Annotated in this window: 18 protein-coding genes; 11 read left to right on the forward strand and 7 right to left on the reverse strand. The window is 73.0% G+C overall.

From position 1 onward, the window contains the following. Positions 1-27: 27 nt before the first annotated feature. Positions 28-1,707, reverse strand: coding sequence for a serine/threonine-protein kinase (locus PKF00_RS10300; protein ID WP_271217192.1), 1,680 nt, complete (start codon positions 1,705-1,707; stop codon positions 28-30). 426 nt (positions 1,708-2,133) lie between these two features. Between PKF00_RS10300 and PKF00_RS10305 the strand changes: the two genes are divergently transcribed. From PKF00_RS10305 to PKF00_RS10320, 4 genes are all read left to right on the forward strand, one after another. Then, positions 2,134-2,805: an ABC transporter permease gene (locus PKF00_RS10305; protein ID WP_309298387.1), complete on the forward strand. Its 672-nt coding sequence runs from the start codon at positions 2,134-2,136 to the stop codon at positions 2,803-2,805. 41 nt (positions 2,806-2,846) lie between these two features. Then, complete coding sequence (locus tag PKF00_RS10310) at positions 2,847-3,635, forward strand: ABC transporter permease (RefSeq protein ID WP_271217193.1); 789 nt, start codon at positions 2,847-2,849, stop codon at positions 3,633-3,635. Positions 3,636-3,640: 5 nt separating this feature from the next. Continuing rightward, on the forward strand, positions 3,641-4,435 hold the full coding sequence (locus PKF00_RS10315; protein WP_271217194.1) for an ABC transporter ATP-binding protein: 795 nt from the start codon (positions 3,641-3,643) through the stop codon (positions 4,433-4,435). Positions 4,436-4,896: 461 nt separating this feature from the next. Next, positions 4,897-8,442: an nSTAND1 domain-containing NTPase gene (locus tag PKF00_RS10320; RefSeq protein WP_271217195.1), complete on the forward strand. Its 3,546-nt coding sequence runs from the start codon at positions 4,897-4,899 to the stop codon at positions 8,440-8,442. A 366-nt stretch (positions 8,443-8,808) separates the two neighbouring features. On the opposite strand, the gene PKF00_RS10325 is transcribed toward PKF00_RS10320, so the two are convergent. Both PKF00_RS10325 and PKF00_RS10330 read right to left on the reverse strand, forming a co-directional pair. Beyond that, entirely contained in the window at positions 8,809-9,153 is a 345-nt protein-coding gene (locus PKF00_RS10325; RefSeq protein WP_271217196.1) for a DUF1036 domain-containing protein, read from the reverse strand. Positions 9,154-9,156: 3 nt separating this feature from the next. After that, entirely contained in the window at positions 9,157-9,366 is a 210-nt protein-coding gene (locus tag PKF00_RS10330; protein ID WP_271217197.1) for a hypothetical protein, read from the reverse strand. 296 nt (positions 9,367-9,662) lie between these two features. Here PKF00_RS10330 and PKF00_RS10335 point away from each other — a divergent pair, with 296 nt between their 5' ends. Together PKF00_RS10335 and PKF00_RS10340 are read left to right on the forward strand one after the other, a co-directional pair. Further along, complete coding sequence (locus tag PKF00_RS10335; RefSeq protein ID WP_271217198.1) at positions 9,663-10,214, forward strand: MFS transporter; 552 nt, start codon at positions 9,663-9,665, stop codon at positions 10,212-10,214. A gap of 43 nt (positions 10,215-10,257) precedes the next feature. Continuing rightward, the gene (locus PKF00_RS10340; RefSeq protein WP_271217199.1) at positions 10,258-11,025 is read left to right on the forward strand and encodes a YcnI family copper-binding membrane protein; all 768 of its coding nucleotides are present in this window, start codon (positions 10,258-10,260) and stop codon (positions 11,023-11,025) included. 343 nt (positions 11,026-11,368) lie between these two features. Here the strand turns inward: PKF00_RS10340 and PKF00_RS10345 are convergent, their stop codons facing one another. The 3 genes from PKF00_RS10345 to PKF00_RS10355 form a co-directional block, all read right to left on the reverse strand. Further along, positions 11,369-12,310, reverse strand: a complete 942-nt coding sequence (locus PKF00_RS10345) for a DUF2705 family protein (protein WP_271217200.1) — start codon at positions 12,308-12,310, stop codon at positions 11,369-11,371. Beyond that, positions 12,297-13,283, reverse strand: coding sequence for an ABC transporter ATP-binding protein (locus PKF00_RS10350; RefSeq protein ID WP_271217201.1), 987 nt, complete (start codon positions 13,281-13,283; stop codon positions 12,297-12,299). Before PKF00_RS10350 ends, PKF00_RS10345 begins: the two co-directional genes overlap by 14 nt. Positions 13,284-13,446: 163 nt before the next feature. Beyond that, positions 13,447-14,649 carry a LolA family protein gene (locus tag PKF00_RS10355; RefSeq protein ID WP_271217202.1) on the reverse strand — a complete coding sequence of 401 codons (1,203 nt, stop codon included), beginning with the start codon at positions 14,647-14,649 and terminating at the stop codon, positions 13,447-13,449. Positions 14,650-14,807: 158 nt separating this feature from the next. Here PKF00_RS10355 and PKF00_RS10360 point away from each other — a divergent pair, with 158 nt between their 5' ends. From PKF00_RS10360 to PKF00_RS10375, 4 genes are all read left to right on the forward strand, one after another. Continuing rightward, positions 14,808-15,482: a response regulator transcription factor gene (locus tag PKF00_RS10360; RefSeq protein ID WP_271217203.1), complete on the forward strand. Its 675-nt coding sequence runs from the start codon at positions 14,808-14,810 to the stop codon at positions 15,480-15,482. Next, the gene (locus PKF00_RS10365) at positions 15,472-16,938 is read left to right on the forward strand and encodes a sensor histidine kinase (protein ID WP_271217204.1); all 1,467 of its coding nucleotides are present in this window, start codon (positions 15,472-15,474) and stop codon (positions 16,936-16,938) included. Before PKF00_RS10360 ends, PKF00_RS10365 begins: the two co-directional genes overlap by 11 nt. A gap of 59 nt (positions 16,939-16,997) precedes the next feature. Then, a complete protein-coding gene (locus PKF00_RS10370; RefSeq protein WP_271217205.1) occupies positions 16,998-17,621 on the forward strand; it encodes a TetR/AcrR family transcriptional regulator in 624 nt (207 codons plus the stop codon). A gap of 90 nt (positions 17,622-17,711) precedes the next feature. After that, complete coding sequence (locus PKF00_RS10375) at positions 17,712-19,130, forward strand: pyridoxal phosphate-dependent decarboxylase family protein (RefSeq protein WP_271217206.1); 1,419 nt, start codon at positions 17,712-17,714, stop codon at positions 19,128-19,130. 326 nt (positions 19,131-19,456) lie between these two features. On the opposite strand, the gene PKF00_RS10380 is transcribed toward PKF00_RS10375, so the two are convergent. Next, a complete protein-coding gene (locus tag PKF00_RS10380; protein ID WP_271217207.1) occupies positions 19,457-20,395 on the reverse strand; it encodes a GlxA family transcriptional regulator in 939 nt (312 codons plus the stop codon). Positions 20,396-20,481: 86 nt separating this feature from the next. On the opposite strand from PKF00_RS10380, the gene PKF00_RS10385 reads away from it, so the two are divergent. Further along, positions 20,482-21,705, forward strand: a complete 1,224-nt coding sequence (locus PKF00_RS10385) for an MFS transporter (protein ID WP_271217208.1) — start codon at positions 20,482-20,484, stop codon at positions 21,703-21,705. Positions 21,706-21,781: the final 76 nt, after the last annotated feature.

Below are 21,781 nucleotides of genomic sequence, written 5' to 3' on the forward strand. Positions count from 1 at the left end.
AGACCGGAACTCACCCGCCGAGGCGGTTCATTCGCCGAGCTGCGGCGAGGGGATCGGCCCCGACGAGGACACGGAGGCGGTCTCCGTCGCGGACGGGGCCGGTGAGGGAGCGGGGCTCTCGCCCTCCCCCGTCTGCGGAATCTGGGTGAAGGAGGGCTTGGGTCTGCCGGGCGTCGGAGAGGGTCTGGGGCCGGCGGGCGTCGAGGAGGGCTTGGGGGCCTCAGAGTCCGAGGGGCAGTCCTTGCCCTTGGCCGTCGCGTCCGCGCAGCCCTGCGGGCCGTCCTCACCCGAAGGGTCCTCCGCCCCCTGCGGCCGGTCCGGCCTGTCCGGCTGGAGCTCCTCCTCCTCGCCGTTCGTCTCGGGCGTCGGGACCGGGTGGGTCGCGGTGACCAGAACCGTCGCGGGCGTGATCGACGGCGCGGAGACGCCGGGTGTGGCCCGCGGGCCCCCGCCCGGCGGGAGGGTGGCTCTCGGGGAGCGTCCCGCGGTCGTCTGACGGACCGGGGACGTCTCCGGCGCCAGCCCCTGGACCTCGGAGCCCGTGGGCGAGCGGTCCCCGCCTCCGGCGGCGGCCGCGACCACCGTGAGCGCCGCCATCGAAACCGTCGCGAGCGCCGCGAAGCTCGCCTGCGACAGGTGGGCGCCCCTGCGCGGCGTCGCCCTGCGGGAGGCGGTGCGGGACGCCGTGCCTGAGGACGGAGCCGGAGCGGAAGACCGATCGCCGGCCTGAACGGCCGCCGGGCCGGAGAGCCGGTCCGGCACCGGCCCCCCGGGCCCTGCCCGCCCCGTCCCCCACGGGTACGGCGTCCCCAGGGGGTACGGCACCGGCGTCCAGATCTCCGCCAGCACGTCCGCGACCGCCTGGCGGAAGTCCCAGGGATCGCCCACGCCGCCGGCGGCGAGCAGCGCGCCGAGCAGTTCGGCGGCCGCGGGGCGTCGCGCGGGCTCCTTGGCGAGCGAAGCCTCCACGGCGGGGCGGAGCATGGCCGGCACGGAGGCGACGCGCGGCTCCTCCACCAGGACGCGCCGGGCCAGCAGGTCGGACTCGCCCGCGCCGAAGGGGTGGTGACCGGTGGCGGCGTAGGCGACCAGGCACCCCCAGGAGAAGACGTCCGAGGCGGGCAGCGCGGGGCCTCCGGTGAGCCGCTCGGGAGCGACCCAGCCCGGACTGCCCATGACCTGCCCCGCCTGGGTGTGCGCGGCGAGGGTGTCGACGTCCCTGGCGATGCCGAAGTCGATCAGCCTCGGCCCCGCGTCGGACAGCAGCACGTTGGCCGGCTTGAGGTCGCGGTGCACGAGCCCGGCCTCGTGCACCGCCACCAGCGCGGCCGCGACCCCCAGGGCGACGCCGTAGGCGAGGTCGGGGGGCAGCGGGCCGCGCGAGGCCATCACCTGCGACAGCGCGGGCCCGGGGACGTACTCGAAGACCAGGTACGGCCTGTCCCTGTCGGAGCCGTCCTCGACGACGGCAGCGGTGCAGAAGGGCACGACCCGCCGGGAGAACATGACCTCCTCCGCGAAACGGGCGCGGACGGTGGCGTCGTGGAGATGCGCCGGATGCGGCGTCTTGAGCGCGACCACACCCCCCTGCGGGTGCTCCGCCAGGTAGACCACCCCCATTCCGCCGACGCCGAGGCGCCCGAGCAGCAGGTAGCGGCCGACGATGACCGGGTCCCCGACGGTCAGGGGCCGCACACCGGGCGGCAAGCCGTTCAGGGGACCAGTTCCGCCACGTGCCATCCTGGTTGAGCCTCTCGTGTACGCGGTACGGCAAGCACACTGTGGCGAAATCCAGCCGACCTTCGCCTCCGACCTGACAGAAGGGGTATGGCAGGTAAGGCGAATCATCCTTCGAGGTAAGTAACCGGTGATGCCCCGGAGGCGTTTCACCACTCGACGGAGAAACGTGACCCGGCGCGGCCCCCGCCCACCGGCCCGCGCCGCCGAAAACCCGTTGCCGCCCGCCCGCGCGACGACAACCATAGGAGGGTTGTCCCGACACACCCCCGGGAGGCAGCCTTCCTTCTCTACGCACGCATCGCCTGGTACGGCTTCCGCCGCCACTCCACCTACCGCGCCGCCGCCCTCGCCGGAGCCTTCACCAACACCGTCTTCGGAATCCTCCGCGCCTACGTGCTGGTCACCCTGTGGGAGTCCCGGCCGGGACTGGCCGGATACGACGTCGCCGACGCCGTGACCTTCTGCTTTCTCAGCCAGGCCTTCATCGGGCCGATGCAGGTCTTCGGCGGCGGCCTGGAGCTGTCGGGCCGGGTACGGAGCGGGGACGTCGCCGTCGACCTCGTCCGACCGGCGTCGCTGCAGCTGTGGAGCCTCGCCGACGACGTCGGCAGAGCCGCCTACCTGTTCCTGCTGCGCAGCCTCCCGCCGACGGCCGTCGGCGCGGCCCTGTTCGGCCTCGTCGTCCCCGTCGATCCGGTGACCTGGCTCGCCTTCGCCGCGGGATTCGTCCTCGGAGTGGTCGTCAGCTTCGCCTGGCGCTACCTGATCGCACTGTCGGCCTGCTGGGTCGTCGACGACAGGGGGACGCAGTCGCTGTCGCTGGTGATGACCTTCTTCTTCAGCGGCATGGTCCTGCCCCTGAACCTGTTCCCCGGCTGGCTCGGCACCCTCGCCCAGACGCTCCCCTGGGCGGCGATGGTCCAGGTCCCCGCCGACCTCTATCTCGGCAAGAGAGACATCCTCGACGCGCTGGGGTTCCAGGCTGCCTGGGCGACGGCGTTGCTGGCGCTGGGCGCGCTGGCGACCCGCGCCGCCCGGCGCAAGGTCGTGATCCAGGGTGGCTGACGGCACGAGGGAGCGGACCGAGGGGACGGTGAGCGCCTGACATGGTCAGGACCTATCTCCTGCTGGCCTGGACGTGGTTGAGAGCCTCGGCCCAGTATCCCGGACCGCTGATCACGATGGCGATCGGCTCGTTCGCGGTCAACATGCTCGACGTCGCGGCGATCTGGGTGATCTTCGAGCACACCCGGTCGCTGGCCGGGTTCGGCCTGGACGAGGTGATGTTCTTCTACGGCACCTCGAGCATGTCCTTCGCGCTGAGCGACATGCTCTTCGGCAACGTGGACCGGCTCAGCCAGCACGTCAAGGCGGGCACCTTCGACACCATCCTCATCCGGCCGACGAGCGCGTTCGTCCAGATCGCCGTCGACCGCTTCGGCGTGCACCGCTTCGGCCGGATCGCCCAGGCGACGGTCGTGCTCGCCGTCGCCCTGCCCCGGCTCGACCTCTCCTGGGACAGGGCCTGGATGATCCCGCTGATGATCCTGTGCGGGATCGTCATCTTCGCCTCGATCTTCACCCTCGGCGGCGCCATGCAGTTCCTGCTGACCGACGCGCCCGAGGTGGCCAACGCCTTCACCTACGGCGGCAACACGCTCACCCAGTACCCGTTGAGCGTCTACGGCGGTGAACTCGTCAGGGGCGTCACCTTCGTGGTGCCGCTGGCGTTCGTGAACTGGCAGCCCGCACTGTTCGTGCTGGACCGCCAGGACCCCTTCGGCCTGCCGTACTGGCTGCGCTTCGCCGCCCCCGTCGCCGCCCTGGCCCTGGCCGCCGTCGCCATGCTCGCCTGGCGGGCGGGCATCCGCCGCTACCGCTCAACCGGGAGTTGACGAACATGATCGAAGTCGAGCGGGTCGGCCGCTCGTTCACCGTCGGCCGCCGTCGCGCGCGCAGGACGGTGCACGCCGTGCGGGACCTGTCGTTCACCGTCGAGGCCGGGGAGTTCGTCGGCTACCTCGGCCCGAACGGCGCGGGCAAGTCGACCACCATCAAGATGCTCACCGGCATCCTCGCGCCGACCTCGGGCCGCGTCGAGGTGGCCGGACTCGATCCGACGCGACGCCGCACGGCTCTCGCGCGCAGGATCGGCGTCGTCTTCGGCCAGCGGACGACCCTGTGGTGGGACCTGCCGCTCAGGGACAGCTTCGAACTGATCCGGCATCTTTACAAAGTAGATCAATCTGTTTTCCGCAGCAGGCTGGAGGAGCTGACGGCCCTGCTCGACCTGTCCGCCTTCATGGGCACCCCGGTCCGCCAGCTCAGCCTGGGCCAGCGGATGCGCGGCGACGTCACCGCCGCACTTCTCCACGACCCCGCCGTGCTGGTGCTCGACGAGCCGACCATCGGCCTGGACGTGGTCAGCAAGGCCGCCATGCGCGGGTTCCTCCGCCGCCTCAACGCCGAGCGCGGCACCACGGTCCTGCTCACCACGCACGACATGGGCGACATCGAGAAGCTCTGCCGCAGGGTGATGCTCATCGACCACGGCCGTCTGGCCTTCGACGGCACCCTCGACGACCTGCGCGCGACCGCGCCGGGCGAGGAGTCCATCGAGGACGTGGTCGCCCGTCTCTACACCGGACGGAGCACGACACATGCCGGAGACGGCCTGGACACGTCGAAGGACTGACACGAATCCCCTCCGCAACAATGGCGATGAAAAGCCCCGAAGATCCTTACACGCCTCTTATCTCCACTGGACTATCTCTGTTCGACGGGAGCCGGGCGGGGACGGCGGCCCCCGCGCGGCGCTGTCACGACCGCCGCCGCCGACGCCGTCCCGGCAGGCCTCCCCTCGGCTGCCAGGCCTTTCCCGCCCCTCTCAAAAAGGAGTTGTCCACTCGGAGGACGTCACGGAAAATCGTCGGCGAATAATCGGGACTGTCGGAAGATGGGCGGGTAACCGGAATTCCACGGCCAGAACGAGCACTGGACCCCGGTGACGGAAGCCTTGCCCGATTCGCCGCCGACCTCAGGCTGCTGCGGGAGAAGAACGGGCGCCCGAGCTACCGGGAGCTGGCTCGCAGAGCCCACTTCTCCCCCAGCACCCTGTCGGAGGCCGCGGGCGGCAGACGCTTCCCCAGCCTCGCGGTGACCCTCGCGTACGTGAAGGCCTGCGGCGGAGACCTCACCGACTGGCAGGCGCGCTGGACGGCCGTCTCCACGGAACTCGCCTCCGGCGCGGCCCCCTCCGACGACGCGCCCGCGCGCGACGACGTCCGCCCCTACCGGGGGCTGGCCGCCTACGAACCGCAGGACGCCGCCTGGTTCCACGGGCGCGCCCGGCTGGTCAAGGAGCTCGCCGAGCACGTGGACGAGCGCCGCTTCCTCGCGGTGTTCGGGCCTTCGGGCTGCGGCAAGTCCTCGCTCATCAGGGCCGGGGTGATCCCCGCCGTCACCGGCCCCGACCGGTCGGCGATCCTGTTGACGCCCGGTCCCAGGCCGCTGGCCGAACTCGCGCTCCATCTGTCCCTGCCCGCCGGAGTGCCCGCGGGACAGCTCCTGACCGACTTCGGCCAGGACCCCGTCAGGACCGGCCTCGCGGTGCGGCAGGCGCTGGCGGCCCGTCCCCCCGGGCACGAACTGCTCATCGTGGTGGACCAGTTCGAAGAGGTGTTCACGCTGTGCGAGTCGGCGGACGAACGCGACGCCTTCGTGTCGGGACTGCTCGCCGCCGCCGAGGAGGAGCACGGCGCCCGCGTGGTGATCGGCGTGCGGGCCGACTTCTACGCCCGCTGCGCCGAGCACCCCGGCCTGGTGGTCGCCCTGCGCGACGCCCACTTCCTGGTCGGCCCGATGACCGCGGCCGAGCTGCGCGAGGCCGTCACCCGCCCCGCCGAACGGGCGGGGCTGATGGTGGAGAGCGCGCTGGTCTCCACGGTGGTCGCCGAGGCCACGGGCAGGCCGGGCGCGCTGCCGCTGATGTCGCACGCCATGTCGCAGGCGTGGGAACGGCGCCGCGGCAACGCCGTCACCCTGGCCGGATACCAGGCGGCAGGCGGAATGGGCGGCGCCGTCGCGCAGAGCGCCGAGGAGGTCTACGCGCGGCTGGACGAGACCCAGCGGAACCTCGCCAGGCGTGCGCTGCTGCGGCTGACCGACGTGGACGAGGACGGCGTGGCGACCCGGCGCCGCGTCCGGATCGCGGAGTTCGGCGACGACCAGGCCACGGCCGAGATCCTGGACCACCTGGCCACGGCCCGCCTGCTGACCGTGGGCGAGAGCAGCGTCGAGATCACCCACGAGGCGCTGATCAGGGCGTGGCCCCGGCTGCGCGTGTGGCTGGAGGAGGACCGGGACGGGATCCGCCTGCAACGGCAGCTCAGCCAAGCCGCGGCGATCTGGGAACGCCTCGGCCGCGACCCGGGGGCCCTGTACCGGGGAGTGCGGCTGGAGGCGACCCGGGAGTGGGCCGCGACGGCTGGGCCGCGGACCGGGCTGACCTCACGGGAACAGGAGTTCCTCGACCTCAGTCTCGCCGCGTGCGACCGCGAGGCGGCCGCGAGACGCAGACGCCTGCGGCTGGCGCTGACCGGGGTCGGCCTGGTGCTGACACTGGTCAGCGCGCTCGCGGTCGTCGCGCTGTGGCAGGCGGAGCGGGCCTCGTCCGAACGGGACCTGGCGTTCTCGCGGCAGCTCGTCGCCAACGCGAGGGAACAGCTCTCCCTCGACCCCGAGGTCGCGCTCCTGCTGGCCGGACAGGCGTACGAGATCACCGCGAACGCCCAGACCGAGACCATGCTCCGCCAGGCGACCCTGGAGTCGCGGGTGCGCGCCACGCTGCCCGCCGGGCACGCCGGGCCCGTGTACAGCCTCGCGTTCAGCCCCGACGGACGCCGCCTGGCCAGCGGCGGCGCGGACGGAGCCGTACGGCTCTGGGCCTGGAACCGGACCGCTCCCGCGGCCAGCCCCCAGGTCCGCACCCTGCCCGGTCACCGAGGGTGGGTGCTGGCCCTGGCCTTCAGCCCCGACGGGCGGCACCTGGCCAGCGCCGGCCATGACGGGACGATACGGCTGTGGACCCCTGACCACGACACGGCGGCCCCCGTCGTGCTGAGCGGAGGCCGCGGCAGCGTCCGCGGCGTCGCCTTCAGCCCCGACGGACACCGCCTGGCCGCCGTGGGCGACGACGGGGCCGTGCGGATCTGGACGGTGGACGCCCCCGCCTCCCCCACGGTCGTGCGCGGACACGACGGCCCCCTGCTCGCCGTCGCGTTCAGCCCCGACGGGCGGCGCCTGGCCACGGGCGGAAGCGCCCGCACCGTCCGGGTCACGGACGCGGACGGCCGGGGCGGGCCCGTGATTCTGCGCGGCCACACCGGCTCGGTGAACTTCCTCGCCTACAGCGGGGACGGCACCCGCCTGGCCGGCGCCGGCGCCGACGGCACCGCGCGGATCTGGACCCTGGGCCGCCCCGGCGACCCCCTGGTGCTGCGCGGTCACGACGGTGGCGTGCTGAACGTGACGTTCGCGCCGGACGGGCGGACCGTCACCGCCGGAGAGGACGGCGCGATCCAGGTGTGGGACGCGGCGAGCGCCGTCCATCCGCTCACCCTGCGCGGTCACGACGGGGCCGTGTGGGCCACGGTGTCGGACCCCGGCGGCCCCCTGCTGGTCAGCGCCGGCGACGACGGCACCGTCCGCGCGTGGGACCCCGCCAGACCCGGCCGTCCCGTGATGCTCCCTGGGCACCCGCCGGGCGTCTGGGCCGCCGAGGTCGCCGCGGGCGGGCGGCAGGTGGTGTCCGGCGGCGACAGCACGGTGCGGATCTGGAACGTCGACGGCCGCGGCGCGCCCGTCGTGCTGCGCGCCCCCAGCGACGTCATGGGACTGGCCGCCAGCCGCCAGGGGACGCGGGTGGCCGCCGCGACCCGGGACGGCACGGTGCGAGTGTGGGACTGGAGCCGCGGCGGCGCGCCCGTCGTCCTGCGCGGTGGTTCGGAGCCGATGATGAACGCGGCGTTCTCCCCCGACGGGCGGATCGTGGCGGGGGCGGGCAGCGACCGGACGGTCCGCCTGTGGAACGCCGACGGCACCGGCATGTCCCGTGTCCTGCCCGGCCACCGCGACCTGGTGAAGTCACTGTCGTTCAGCCCGGATGGGCGCAGGCTGGCCAGCGCGTCCCGGGACGGCACCATCCGCGTCTGGGACCTGTCGGGCCGGACCGAGCCGCTGGTTCTCACCGGGCACGAAGGTCCTGTCTGGACGGCCGTGTTCAGCCGGGACGGCCGCCGGATCGCCAGCTCGGGAAGCGACGGCACCGTCCGGCTCTGGGACGCCCGGGGCCACGGCACGCCGACCGTCCTGCGGGGTCATCAGGGCGCGGCCTGGAGTCTGGCGTTCTCCCCCGACGAGCGGCTCCTGGCCAGCGCGGGCACCGACGGCACCGTGCGCGTCTGGCCGACCACGGGCGCCACGGAGGCGGTCGTGTTCCGCGGCCTCGGCACCTCCGTCGAGGCCGTCGCCTACCATCCCGACGGCCGCCTGGTCACCGCGCACGGCGACGGCACGATCAGGATCTGGGCCTGCGAGGTCTGCGGCCCGGTCCCCGACCTGCTCGCACTGGCCGCGAAACGCACGACGCGCGCCCTGACCCGCGACGAACGCGTCATCTTCCTCCACGAGCCACGCCCCTGACCTCGAACAGCGATCACGCCCCCGACCTGGAACAGGCCGCCCGTCCGGCCTCCACTCCCTCCCCCGCTCTCCGGCAGCCCCTCCCCCGCTCTCGCCAACCGCCCCCGGCCCCTGGGGAGCGCGTGAAAACCCCTGGGAAGCGCGTGAAAACGGCAGTGACCGGCCTGATCACGGATCAGGCCGGTCACCGTCTCACGGGCGGGCGTCTGCGGTCCGCGAGCGCCCGGTTCGCAGATGCCGGGTTCGCGGAAGGCCCGGCCGATGAACGCCGGGTTCGTGAACGCCCGCTACCGCGGGCGGCGCCCGGTTCGCGCGCTCACGACGATCGGAGCGCTCGGGCGCATGAGGCTGGAGGGGTTTCCCGCGTCAGGCGACGAGGTTGACGTAGTAGCGGGAGTAACCGTTCAGGTCGATCAGACGGGCGCCGACCCGTCTGGCGGCGGTGCTGCCGATGTTAAGGCAGGAGTCGAAGGCGTTCTGGTAGACGTAGAACGGACCGTATGGACCGGTCCAGACCGCGCCGTTGGCGGCCTCGGCGTAGAACGCGGCGTAGCGGTTGTTGGTGTTGATGACGTAGGCCTCGCCACCGGGGTCGATGGCCCACCAGCCACGGGTGCCCCACTGGCCGTAGTCGCGACAGCCGTCCGGGCTGTAGAACATGATCGCGACCCACACCTTGGAGGTGTAGCGGTTGCGGAAGTGCAGCTGCATGGTCTACTCCTCCGGTTCCGCGAAGCGCTGGGCCAACGGCCGGGCGTCGAGCTGCTCGTCCGCCAGAGGGGGCAGATGGTGGTCTGCGCTGGCTGCGACGGCGATCCGGTCGGCGGTTCCGACACGCGCGTCGGCCTCGCCGGTGTTGGCTCCCGCGGCGTCCACGAACGCCACCCGGGGGTCGGGATGGCGTTCGTTGTCTTTGTCGGACATGGCTCACCTCTATCCCTTGAATGCGTAGGGTGATCGAGCAACAACGTACAGTTAGATTCACGGGTGTGTAAAGAGGTGGTCCGGTATGCCCGGGGACGGCGGGCGAACGTCCGGGGACGGCCCGGCGGAACCCCGCCCACCTCCTTGATCAGGACGTTCGCGGCGACCAGGGGCAGGCGGCCGGGCGGTCCCGCGCGTCCCGCCCCCGGCCGCGCGTCGCGTCGGCGCCGGAGGCCGGAGGACGGCGAAACCCGGAACGGCGGGGGTTGCGCGGGCGTGAGACCATATGGGGCATCATGCGTGCCCGCCTCCCGTTACGCCTCACGCGCACGGCGGCCTTCTCCGCCGTCTGCGTGACGCTCGCCGCACTCGGCCACCTGGCCGCGGGCGGTTCCGGGCCTGAGCCGTCGGCGGTGGTCGCGGGCGGCGTCGTGGTCACGGCGGCGACGGCGGCGCTGGCGGGACGCGAGCGGTCGACCACGACGATCAGCGTCTTCCTGTCGGCCATGCAGCTGTTCCTGCACGAGCTGTTCGCCTTCGACGACCCTTCGGGGATCTCCCTGGCCGTGCACGCCCACGGAGGGGGGCTGGGCGAGAACCTCGGCATGCTGGTCGCGCACCTCACCGCCACGCTGATCACCGGCTGGTGGCTGGCCCGGGGCGAGGCGGTCCTGTGGGCGCTGCTCCGCGCGGCGGGGCGGCGGCTGGGTGCGACGCTCCTCCCGCTCCCGCTTCCCGCGGTCCCCACTCCCCGGCGCGCCGTCCTGCCCGCCGTCGCCCCCGCCCCGGCCCGGGGTCCGCTCCGTCACACCGTCAGCAGACGCGGTCCTCCACTTCCCGCGTGCTGAGTCCCCTCACCGCAGGAACCAAGTCTCGAAGTGGAGAATCCCCATGTCCCTTTCCTCAGCGTGCCGCCGCGCCGTGGCCGTGACCGCCGGTGTCACCGCGCTCACCCTCGGTCTGGCCCTGCCCGCCCTCGCCCACGTGACCGTCAACCCCGGCAGCGCCGAGCAGGGCGGCTTCACCAAGGTCGCCTTCCGGGTCCCGAACGAGCGTGACGACGCCTCGACCAACAAGATCGAGGTGTCCCTGCCCGTCGACCACCCGCTGGCTTTCGTCTCGGTCAAGCCGGTTCCGGGCTGGGATGTCAAGGTGGTCGAGAGCAAGCTGCCCAAGCCGGTCACCACCGAGTACGGCGAGATCACCGAGGCCGTCACGAAGATCACCTGGTCGGGAGGGAAGATCGACCCCGGTCAGTTCCAGGAGTTCGAGGTGTCGATGGGAATGCTGCCGAAGGACACCGACCAGCTGCTGTTCCCGACCACCCAGACCTACACCGGCGGCGAGGTCGTCAAGTGGGCCGACGAGCCGAAGGCCGACGGCTCGGAGGCCGAGCGCCCGGCGCCGGTCCTGAAGCTCACGCCCGCCTCGGCGGAGGGCGACGGGCACGGAGCCGCCTCGGCGAGCCCCTCCGCGGCGCAGAGCGCCTCGGCCGCGCCCGCGACCGAGGCGGCCCCTTCGGTCGCGCCGGTCGCCGCCGGACAGGCGGCCTCCTCCGACGGCACCGCCCGCCTGCTCGGCGGCGCGGGCCTGCTGGCCGGGATCGTCGGCGTCGTGGTCGGCCTGCTGGGGCTGCGCCGTGGCGGCCGCGCCTCCTGAGGAAGCGCGCGAAGAGCGTCCCGGAGGACGTCGGGAGACCGGACGGCGGGGCCCCGCGGAGACCTTTCCGCGGGGCCCCGCCGTCGTCTCACCCGTGACGGCCCCGCGAGAGCGGGGCGCCGAGGTGACCTGTCGTCACTCCGCAGCGCGAGGACCTCGGTGTTGACGTCGGGGAAGACGCGGAGGACGCCCTCCTTCACCGACGGCGTCGCGGGGCCGAAGGAGTCGACGCGCTCCAGCACGTAGCGCCGGTCGCGTTCGACCTTGGTGAGCCTGTACGGCCCGGCGCTGACCCAGCTGGCCGCCTGGCACTTCGCCGACCTCGCCGGCGCGCGCCCTGAGGTCAGCTGGTGACGTCCTTGCCGGTGAAGCGGGCCCACGCGATCGACCCGAAGACCACGGCGTAGGCGGCGAACACCAGCAGCCCCTGCCCCATGTCCCCGGTCGCGATCGGATCGCGCAGCACCCCGTCGAAGCCGCTCCACCAGTGGGTCAGCAGGTACGGCTGAAGCCCGGAGAGCTGCGGGATGACGCCGAGCACCTGGGTGACGATGACCAGGACCACGGTCGAGGCGATGGCCCCGACGGCCACCTCGGTCAGCGTCGAGAGCGCCAGGGCGACGGCGGCCAGGGCGGCCATGCCCGCCGCGACGTACAGGACGACGAGCCCGATCCTCAGCAGGCCGTCGAACAGGGGGATCGTCCCGCCCGACAGCAGGGTGATCGGCCCCGCGGGGAACAGCAGCAGCCCGGCGAGCAGCGCGGACAGCGCGACCACGGTGACGGCCGCCAGGCAGAAGACGGCCGCGTTGGCGTACTTGACGGCCAGCAGCCTGGTCCGGCCCGCCGGGGCGACCAGCAGGTAGCGCAGCGTGCCGATGCCCGCCTCCCCCGCGACGGAGTCCCCCGCGACGACCGCGACCGCGACCGGCAGCATGAGCTGCACCAGGACCGAGAGCGCGGCGAAGGTGAGGAAAAGCCCGTTCCCGGTGACCTGGGTGAAGATGGCGGGGCCGCCGCCGTCGTTGTCGTCGGGCCCGCCGAAGGCCCGCAGCGCGACGCCGATCAGCACTGGGACCACGGCGAGCACGGCGAGCATCGCGATGTTCCTGGGACGGCGGAAGGTCAGCCCGATCTCGGAGCCGAGCAGCCTCAGCAGCGCCGCCGGGGCGCTCACGGCCCGCGCCCCCGGGGCCGATCCGCCGCCCCTCGCCGCCTCCGGGCGCCGTTCCGCGGCCGATCCCGCGCCGGAGACCGCGACCTCTCTCCCGCTAACCGTCGACATCGAAACCCTCCCCGGTCAGGCCGACGAACACGTCCTCGAGGCTCGGCCGCTGCACGGCCAGGCCCCGTACCGCGACTCCTCCGGCGACCAGCGCCGCGCAGACCCGCTCGGGAGCCTCCTCGCCCAGTTCCGCGCCCGCCTCGCCGTCGCCGGACCTGACTCCCCTCAGTCCCAGGGCCGCCAGCACGGCCGCCGCCTCCGCGGTGTCCGGCGTCTCCACTCTGATCCTGACCGTCTCCCCCGCCCTGAGCTCGGCGATGGGCCCCTGCGCGACCAGCCGCCCCGCCCGCATGACCGCGACGTGGGAGCACATCTGCTCGATCTCGGCCAGCAGGTGGGAGGAGACGAACACGGTCGTCCCCTCGTCGGCGATCTCCTTGACCAGGGCGCGCACCTCACGGGTGCCCTGCGGGTCCAGGCCGTTGGTCGGCTCGTCGAGGACCAGCAGTTCCCTGGGGCCGAGCAGGGCGGCGGCGATCGCCAGCCGCTGGCGCATGCCCAGGGAGTAGGCGCGGTAGCGCTTGCGGGCGGCGGCGGTCAGTCCCACCCTGTCGAGGGCGAGCCCGATCCTGGCCGTGGCCGTGCGGGGGTCGGCGGCGGGGTCGGCCGCGTCGTAGCGGCGCAGGTTGGCCTCGCCCGACAGGTAGGGGTAGAAGGAGGGCCCCTCGACCAGCGCTCCGACCCGGGACAGCACGGCGGGCAGCCCTCTCGGCATGGAGACGCCCAGCAGCTCCCAGCTCCCCGAGGACGGGGCGGCCAGGCCGAGCAGCATGCGGATGGTCGTGGTCTTGCCTGACCCGTTCGGGCCGAGGAAGCCGAAGACCGCGCCTCTGGGCACGGCCAGGTCGAGGCCGTCCACGGCCACCTGGCCGCCCCTGAACCGCTTGGTCAGGCCTCGGGTGACGATCGAGCAGTCCTCCGCGGAGGACGTGGGGGGTGTGGAGGGCACGGTCGCCTCCTGGACGGTCAGCACGGCTCTCCTGCCAGTGTCGGTGTTCCTGGGACGGGGGCGTCTCCCGAGGCGAGGACGCCGCGCACGGCGTCCCCCGGCTCTCGTCGAGCCCCGGGGCCGTGGGGCGCGCGGACGCGCTCCCCACGGCCGTCCGCCAGGAGTCGCGCGTCTCCCGGCGTCTCGCTCATCTCCGCCCGGCCGCCTCTGCCAGCTTCTCCGGGGTGACGGCGCCGACCAGCAGGCGGCCGTCGTCGGTCAGCAGCGCGGACACCAGCTTGGTCTGGACGACCCTGCCGTTGCCCCACGCCCCGCTGACCGGCTTGGCGGACTTCAGCAGGGCGTCGACGATGGCGTTCGCGTCCTGCCCGCCCCGGCCGTCACCCTGTCCGCCGCCCTGTCCGCTGCCCTGGCCGTCGCTCTGCCCGCCGCCCCGGCCCTGCGAGAGTCCGGCCTTGAGGTCCTTCTCCGAGAACGGCAGCACCGCGACCGAGGTCCAGCCCTCGCCGACGGTCTTGATCGTCTCCCTCAGCCCCTCCGCCCTGTCGTGCTCGGCTCCGCTCTCCTGGTCGCGCGCGCCGAAGGTCCGCTCCTCGACCTTCGCGCCCGCGGGCGGGGTGAAGGTGAAGTTCTCCGCGGCGGGCGGGGTGAAGGTGACCGAGGTGAAGCCGATCTCGAAGGCCGGCTCGGCCGCGCTCCTGGCGTAGACCTGGACCCGCAGCGGGACGAAGGTCTCCCCGTCGAGCGCCAGCTTGACCTCCCTGATCAGGGAGGCGCCGTCCTTCGGCTTCAGGACGAGCTGGTAGGCGGGCCGGTCGGCGACCCTCTCGGTGTTGGTCACCTCGACCACGGTGTCGGCCTGTGCCCGCCGCAGCACCTCCGCCGCGGTCAGCTGCGGGGTGGCGGCCGTCGGCAGTGCCTTCTCAGGGCCTGCCCCCTGCCGGGCGTCCGCGCCCTTGATCCGGGTGGCCTTGTTGGCGTCGCTCTCCCACAGCCAGACCTGGTTCCCGTTGGCGATCAGGTCGGTCTCGCTCATCCGTCCCGGAAGGGCGAGCCTGACCCGGCCCTCGCCGCCGTACCAGACCTTGAGCTCGTGGGAGCCCGCGAGCAGCGCGGCGGGAGAGGTGCCGCCCATGCCCGCGACCTCGGGCAGCCCGGGAAGGCCGAGGGAGGCGGTCTGGATGACGGTGCCCGACATGGGTTTCACGTCCGCCCTGGTGGCCTTGGTCGCGTCCGCGAGCAGCTGCTCGGCGGTGCGCTCGGGCAACGCCGGTTCGCCCTGCACCGCGGCGATGACCGGGCCCGCGCCGAGGGCCCCCGCGACCACCGCGATCGCGGCGACCGGCACGCCCCACCTCATCGCGCGGCCCCGTCTGGTTCGCTCTGACATGTCACTCCCTCACGGTATTGCGTCAATCGCTGTCATCCGCAGCTTGCGTGACGGCTCCTGTGCCGAAGCTGAGACAGACTGAGAGGGCTCACAGGGTTCTCAGCGGCCTCTCAGGACCGCTGCCCGAAGATGGGGCGAGTCGGTGAAGGCGGTGGGGAATGCGGGTTCTCGTCGTGGAGGACGAGCGGCGGATGGCCGCGGCGCTGCAGCGCGGGCTGCAGGCCGAGGGGTTCGCGGTCGATCTCGCGCACGACGGCGAGGAGGGCCTGCACCTGGCCAGGCACGGCGACTACGACGTGGTCGTGCTGGACATCATGCTGCCCAGGATCTCCGGCTACAACGTCTGCAAGCAGTTGCGGGCCGAGGAGAACTGGGTGCCGATCCTGATGCTGTCGGCCAAGGACGGCGAGTACGACATGGCCGACGGGCTCGACCTGGGCGCCGACGACTACCTGACCAAGCCGTTCTCCTACGTCGTGCTCGTGGCCAGGCTCAGGGCGCTGCTGCGGCGCGGCGCGAACCGGCGTCCCGCCGTGCTGCTGGCCGGGGACCTGTCGCTGGACCCCGCGCGGCGGCGGGTCGCCAGGGGCCAGCGGCCCGTCGAGCTGACGCCCAGGGAGTTCGCGCTCCTGGAGTACCTGATGCGCCGCCATGACGAGGTGGTCTCCAAGTCCGAGATCCTGGAACACGTGTGGGACACCTTCGACACCGATCCCAACGTGGTCGAGGTCTACGTGGGCTACCTGCGCCGCAAGATCGACGTGCCGTTCTCGAGGAACGCGCTGCAGACCGTACGGGGAGCCGGATATCGGCTGGCGGGCGATGGCGGCTGATCCGCCCGGCGGAAGGACGCGCCGCACCGTCGGCTGGTGGCGGCGCAAGAGCCTGCGCTTCCGGCTGAGCGCGGTGGCCTCCGCCGTGTTCGCGCTCGCCCTGTTCGTCGCGGCCTACGTGATGATCGGCGTGCTCGGCCAGGCGCTGCTCACCACCATCGACGACGCGATCTACCAGCGGGCGCGGGACACGGTCTCGCTGGCCGACGCGGGACGGCTGCCCGACGAGATGACCACGCCGGACGGCACGCTGCTGCAGGTGATCGACGGCGCGGGGCGGATCACCCACGCCACCACGGGCACCGACAGGCTGGTCCCGCTGCTGGACGCCGGGGAACGGGCCACGGCGGTCGCCAGGGGCTCCGCCAGGTTCGTCAACGGCGAGCCGTACGGGATCCCGCACGTGCTGCGGGTGCGGGTGCTCAGCGCCGACCGGGGACAGACGGTGATCGCCGCCCGCCCCTTCGGCGAGGTGGAGACCAGCATCCGCACCGCCGGTCACGTGCTGGTCGTCGGCACGCCGCTGCTGCTGGTGCTGCTCGCGGGGGCCAGTTGGGTGATCGTCGGCAGGACGTTGCGTCCCATCGCCGCGCTGCGCCGGGGAGCGGACGAGATCACCGACACCGCCCGTTCCCGGCGTCTGCCGGTGCCCGAGGCGCGCGACGAGGTGCACAGTCTCGCCACCACGCTCAACGACATGCTGGCCCGCCTGGAGAGGGCCGACGCGCGCCAGCGGGCCCTGGTCTCCGACGCGGCGCACGAGCTGCGCAGCCCGTTGGCCAGCATCCGGCTCCAGCTGGAGGTGGCGCTCGGCCATCCCGAGGGGCAGGAGTGGAGGGAGACCGCCGAGGGCGTGCTCGAGGACACCATGCGCCTGGCCAGGCTGGCCGAGGACCTGCTGGCCCTGGCCCGCCTCGACGAGCGCGGCGGCGTGCCAGGGCGCAGGGAGCCCGTCGAGCTGGACCAGTTGATCCCCCAGACCGCCGAGCGGTACGGCGAGGCCGTCGCGGTGCGGATCGCGGGCCGCTCGGCGGAACGCCGCACGGAGCCGGAGCCCGGGACAGAGGCAGGGGCAGGAACGGGGACGGGGACGGGGCAGCCGGGGAACGGGCCGATCGTGGTGACAGGAGACGCGCTCGACCTGGGGCGGGTGCTGGTCAACCTCGTGGACAACGCGCTGCGTCACACGACGACCCGGGTGGTCGTCGAGCTGCGCGCCGAGGGCGCGGACGCGGTGCTGACCGTCACCGACGACGGGCCCGGCATCCCCGAGGCCGACAGGGAGCGCGTCTTCGACCGCTTCACGCGTCTTGACAGCGCGCGCAGCCGCGACGAGGGCGGCGCGGGTCTCGGCCTGGCGATCGTCAGGGAGACGGTCAACGCCCACGGCGGCGCGGTGCACCTGGAGGACGCCTCGCCTGGTTTGCGGGCTGTCGTGCGCCTTCCACTATCTTGACTGAGGCTTATCCATCATGTGATTGGCTGAGGCATGTCGTCCGATCTAGCGTCGCTTCCATGACTTCCGCTGACGGCGGCGAGCGGGAGCTGATCCTGCGGGTCGCGACCCGGCTTTTCGCCGGCCTGGGATACGACGGGACCTCGATCAGCCAGATCGCCGAAGCCGCCGGGCTGGACGTCGCCATGGTCAGCGAGAGCTTCGGCAACAAGCGGGAGCTGTACCTCGCGGTCATGGAGCGTGCCCACCTGGCCGAGTCGGCCGGGCTGGAGAGGTCGGTCGCGGAGATCGGCGCGGCGCCGCCCGAGGAGGCCCCGGCCGCCCTGCACCGCCTCGTCGACGACTACATCGACTTCTGCGCCCGCAATCCCGAGGTCCCCGCGCTGTGGGTGCACCGCTGGCTGTCCGACGCCAGCGACGTCACCGAGCTGGAACCGCAGTACGTCCAGCCGCTGGTCCAGTTCGTCGCCGACGCCCTCGTCCCCATCACCGCGGGCTCTCCCGACATGAGGTTCGTGATCTGGACGGTGATCTGGTCGACCCACGCCTTCTCCCGCGGCGGGGTGCTCGACGAGAACGGCGAGCGCCGCGGCCCCGAGGACCCCGAGACCCTGCGCCGCTTCCGCGCCCACATGCACAAGATGGTGCACTGCACCCTCGAACTGCCGGGGAGCCCGCCCTGACCTCTTCTCCTCCCGCCCGTCCCTCCTTCCCCCGCCCCCATGGGCTCGCGCGGGCCGTGCCCGCGTGAGCCGTACCCCCTGAGGAGATCCATGAGCCTGCCCGAACAGGGCCGCGGCGTCGACGAGCTGCTCGCCGAGATCACCCTGCTCAAGAAGGACGACCTGCCGCTGCGCGGCGGCAGGGTGACCGCGTACGTCTACGACACCGGACGCCCCGAGGTGCACGAGGCCGCGGCGCGCGCGTACTTCGAGATGCTCGAGGTCAACACCCTCGACCCGACGGCCTTCCCCAGTGTCGTGGAGATGGAGAGGCAGGTGGTCGGCGCGGTCGCCGGGCTGCTCGGCGGCGGGCACGGCATCTTCACCAGCGGCGGCACCGAGTCGATCATGCTGGCGGTGAAGGCCGCGAGGGACTCGCGGAGGACCGCGGGCCGTCCGCGGATGGCGGTCCCGGTCACCGCGCACCCGGCCTTCCACAAGGCCGCCCACTACCTGGGGGTCGTGATCGACCCGGTGCCGGTCGACCCGGTGACGTTCCGCGCCGTCCCGTCCGCGGTCGAGGCCGCGCTCACCGAGGACACGATCCTGGTCGTCGCCTCCGCGCCCTCGTACCCGCAGGGAGTGGTCGACCCGGTCGCCGAGATCGCCGGGATCGCCTCGGCGCGCGGCGTGCCGTGCCACGTGGACGCCTGCGTGGGCGGCTGGCTGCTGCCGTGGCTGCGCGAGGCGGGGGCGGCGGTCCCGCCGTTCGACCTGTCGGTGCCCGGCGTCACCTCGATAAGCTGCGACCTCCACAAGTTCGGCTACGCCCCCAAGGGCGCCTCGGTCGTGCTGTTCGCCGACGCGGGGCTGCGGCGCAGGGCGTACTTCGCCTCGGCCTCCTGGCCCGGCTACGCCGTCGTCAACGCAGGCGTGCAGAGCTCGAAGTCGGCGGGCCCGCTGGGCGGCGCGTGGGCCACCCTCCAGGCCCTGGGCCGCGAGGGCTATCTCGAGCTCGGCCGCGTCACCCTCGCCGCGGCCCGCAGGCTCCGTGAGGGCGTCGCGGCGGTCCCCGGGCTGCGGGTGCTCGGCGATCCCGATTCGGCCCTGGTGGCCTTCGGGTCGGACGAGGTGGACGTGTTCGCGCTGTCGGACGAGGCGAGGAGGCGGGGCTGGTTCCTGCAACCGCAGCTGTCCTACGCGGGCATTCCGGCCAACATCCACGTCACGGTGACCGGGGTGACCCTGCGGGGCGTCGAGGCGATGATCGAGGTGATCGCCGAGTCGGCCGCCGCGGCGCGGGAGCGCGGTCCCGTCGAGCTGCCGCAGGGGCTGGTCGAGCTCGTCACGGAGCTGGACCTCGACACGCTGGACGACACCGCCTTCGGCGCGTTCGCCTCGGCCCTCGGCGTCGAGCTCGGTGGCGCGGGCCAGCCGGAGATGGCCGTGGTCAACGCGGTTCTGGACGCGCTGCCCGCCGACAGGCGCGAGGCGGTGCTGGTCCGCTTCCTCTCGGTGATCTACAGCTGACCGTGGGTTCCGGGCAACATAACAAATCAATTCACTGCGGTAAAGATATTGCGGTAAGCACTCCGCCGGTCGACGATGGGGACGCCTGCCTTGCGCGCCCCGCCCCCCGGGGCGCCGGGCCCTCCCGGCGGAGAGGGCCGTCGGCATGAGCGAGGCGCCCGCCCCCGCCCACGGGGGCGGGCCGCCGGACTCGACGCGCATCGAGACCTCTCGAAAGGCGAGGCGTGCCCCCGCCTCGCGATCGGGCCACCCGTCCCCCCCACGGGTGGCCCGATCCACTCCCCGGACGGCCGCTCCCGCCCGCGACGCGGGAGCGGGGCGAACGGTCAGCGGAAAGCGCGACGGTAGGCGGCCGGGGTGGTGTCGAGGGCGTTGCGGAAGCGGCGGCGCAGGTTCACCGCGGAGGAGAGGCCGACGCGCTGGGCGATCGTCTCGACCGGGAGGTCGGTCTCCTCGAGGAAGGCACGGGTGCTGGCGATGCGCCGGCCCAGGACCCAGCGGCCCGGGGAGATCCCGAGCTGTTCGGAGAAGTGGCGGCTGAGGGTGCGCGGCGACATCCCCGACCGGCTGGCCATGTCCTCCAGCGTCAACGGGCGGTCGAGGTTGGCGGTGATCCAGTCGAGCAGCGGGGCGAGGGAGTCGGGGACCGGGCCCGTCGTCGGCAGCGCGGGGTACTGGCGCTGGCCGCCCTCCCGGTGCGGGGCCGCCGACAGCTGACGGCCGATCCGCATCGCCAGGGCGGCGCCGTGGTCGCGCCTGACCTGGTTGAGGCACAGGTCGACGGTGGTGGCCGTGGCGCCCGCGGTCGCGACGTCGCCGTGATCGACGTACAGCACGGTGGCGTCGGCGCGAACCCGCGGGTAGCGCTGGCTCAGCTCGCCGGTGAGCTCCCAGTGGGCGGCGGCCTCGCGGCCGTCCAGCAGGCCCAGGCTCGCCGGGACGTGGATGCCCGAGCAGACGCCGACGATCCGGGCGCCGCGGGCGTGAGCGGCCAGGACGGCGTCACCGAGCTCGGCGGAGAGGTCCGGACCGGGGCACCAGCCCGCGACGATGATCGTGTCGGCCTCGGCCAGGGCCTCCAGTCCGTCGTTGACGACGATGTCGACGCCCATCGTTGTCGCGATCGGGCCCGGCCGCTCGGCGCAGAGCCGGAAGTCGTAGAAGTGGGGGATGTCGGGGCCGTGGTGGCCGAACACGGCGGACGCGCAGGTCACCGGATACATCTCCTGCGGCGGGCCGACCAGCGCGACGACGCGATGCTTCATGGCACGAATGTACTTAATGATGTCATTCTGAGCGTCTGCCTGGGAGCGGCCGGATGTCCAGAATGAGTGGTCATGGAGTTCGTCGAATGACCGCGACCCTTGATCGCGAAGCGGCCCCCGGCATCCCGGAAAGGCTCTGGAACAGGGATTTCTCGCTCTACTTCGCCGCCCGGGTGGTGTCGCTGCTGGGCGACGCGATGATGCCGGTCGCGACGGCGCTGGCGGTCGGGGCCGTCTACGGGGTTTCGGGCGTGGGGTACGTTCTCGCCATCTGGACGGCCCCCTTTGTCCTGTTCATTCTGTTCGGCGGGGTCTTCGCCGACCGCGTCGGCGCGCGCGCCATGATGGTCGGCGCGGACCTGGTCCGGATCCTCACCCAGGGCGTGCTCGCCGTCGCCTTCTTCACCGGAACCCCGCCACTGTGGCTGTTGCTGGTCGCCTCCGCGCTGTCCGGCACGGCCGCCGCCATGTTCCAGCCGGGCGTCAACGGCATGGTCCCGCTCGTCGCGAAGGACCCCCAGCGCGCCAACGGCACCCTCAAGATCGCCGACGCGGCCACGCAGCTCGGCGGCCCGGTCCTGGCGGGACTCCTGATGGCGCTGACCGGCGCCGGCGCGGTCTACGCCTTCGACGCGGGCACCTTCCTGCTGAGCGGCCTCTGCCTGGCGCTGATCAGGATCACCCCCGCAGCCGGGGTCAGGGAGCCCTCGACGGTCCTGCTCGACCTGCGGCGCGGCTGGACGGAGTTCCGTTCGCGCAGCTGGATGTGGTCGGTCATCCTGGTCTGGGTGTTCTTCGGGGTCCTCGTCTTCGGCCCCTTCATCCCGCTGGGCTCCCGGCTGATCGGCGACCGCCTCGGCGAGGCCGCCTACGGCTGGGCCATGGCGGGCCTGGGCACCGGAACCGTGATCGGCGGCCTCGTCGCGATCCGTCTGCGTCCCTCCCGCCCCCTGGCCGCGGGCGGCGTGGCCCTGATCGGCTTCGCCTGCATCCCCCTGTCGGTCGCCCTGGAGCTTCCGCTTCCCGCGCTGATGGCCGGCCACCTGCTCGGCGGCGTCTCCTGGGCGTTCTGGTCGGTGATGTGGTCCACCAGCGTCCAGACCCAGGTGGCCCCCGAGGTGCTCAACCGCGTCACCGCCTACGAGGTGGCCGGCTCGGTCTCCGGCGTGGCGGTGGGCCAGGCACTGGTGGGCCCGGTGTCCTCTGTCGTCGAACCCCGCGACCTGCTGCTCCTGTCGACGGGCGTCAGCGTCGCGGTGTGCGCGGCGCTGTTGCTCATCCCGCCGATCCGGCGGCTTCGCCGGGTCTGACCGTTCGGGCGGGAAACGGCGGCGGGCCTCGGACGGGGCCGGTCACCGCGCGAGGCCTCCGTGGGCCGGCGCCTTC

This window comes from Streptosporangium carneum (assembly GCF_027922005.1).
GTDB classification, from domain to species: Bacteria; Actinomycetota; Actinomycetes; order Streptosporangiales; family Streptosporangiaceae; genus Streptosporangium; species Streptosporangium carneum.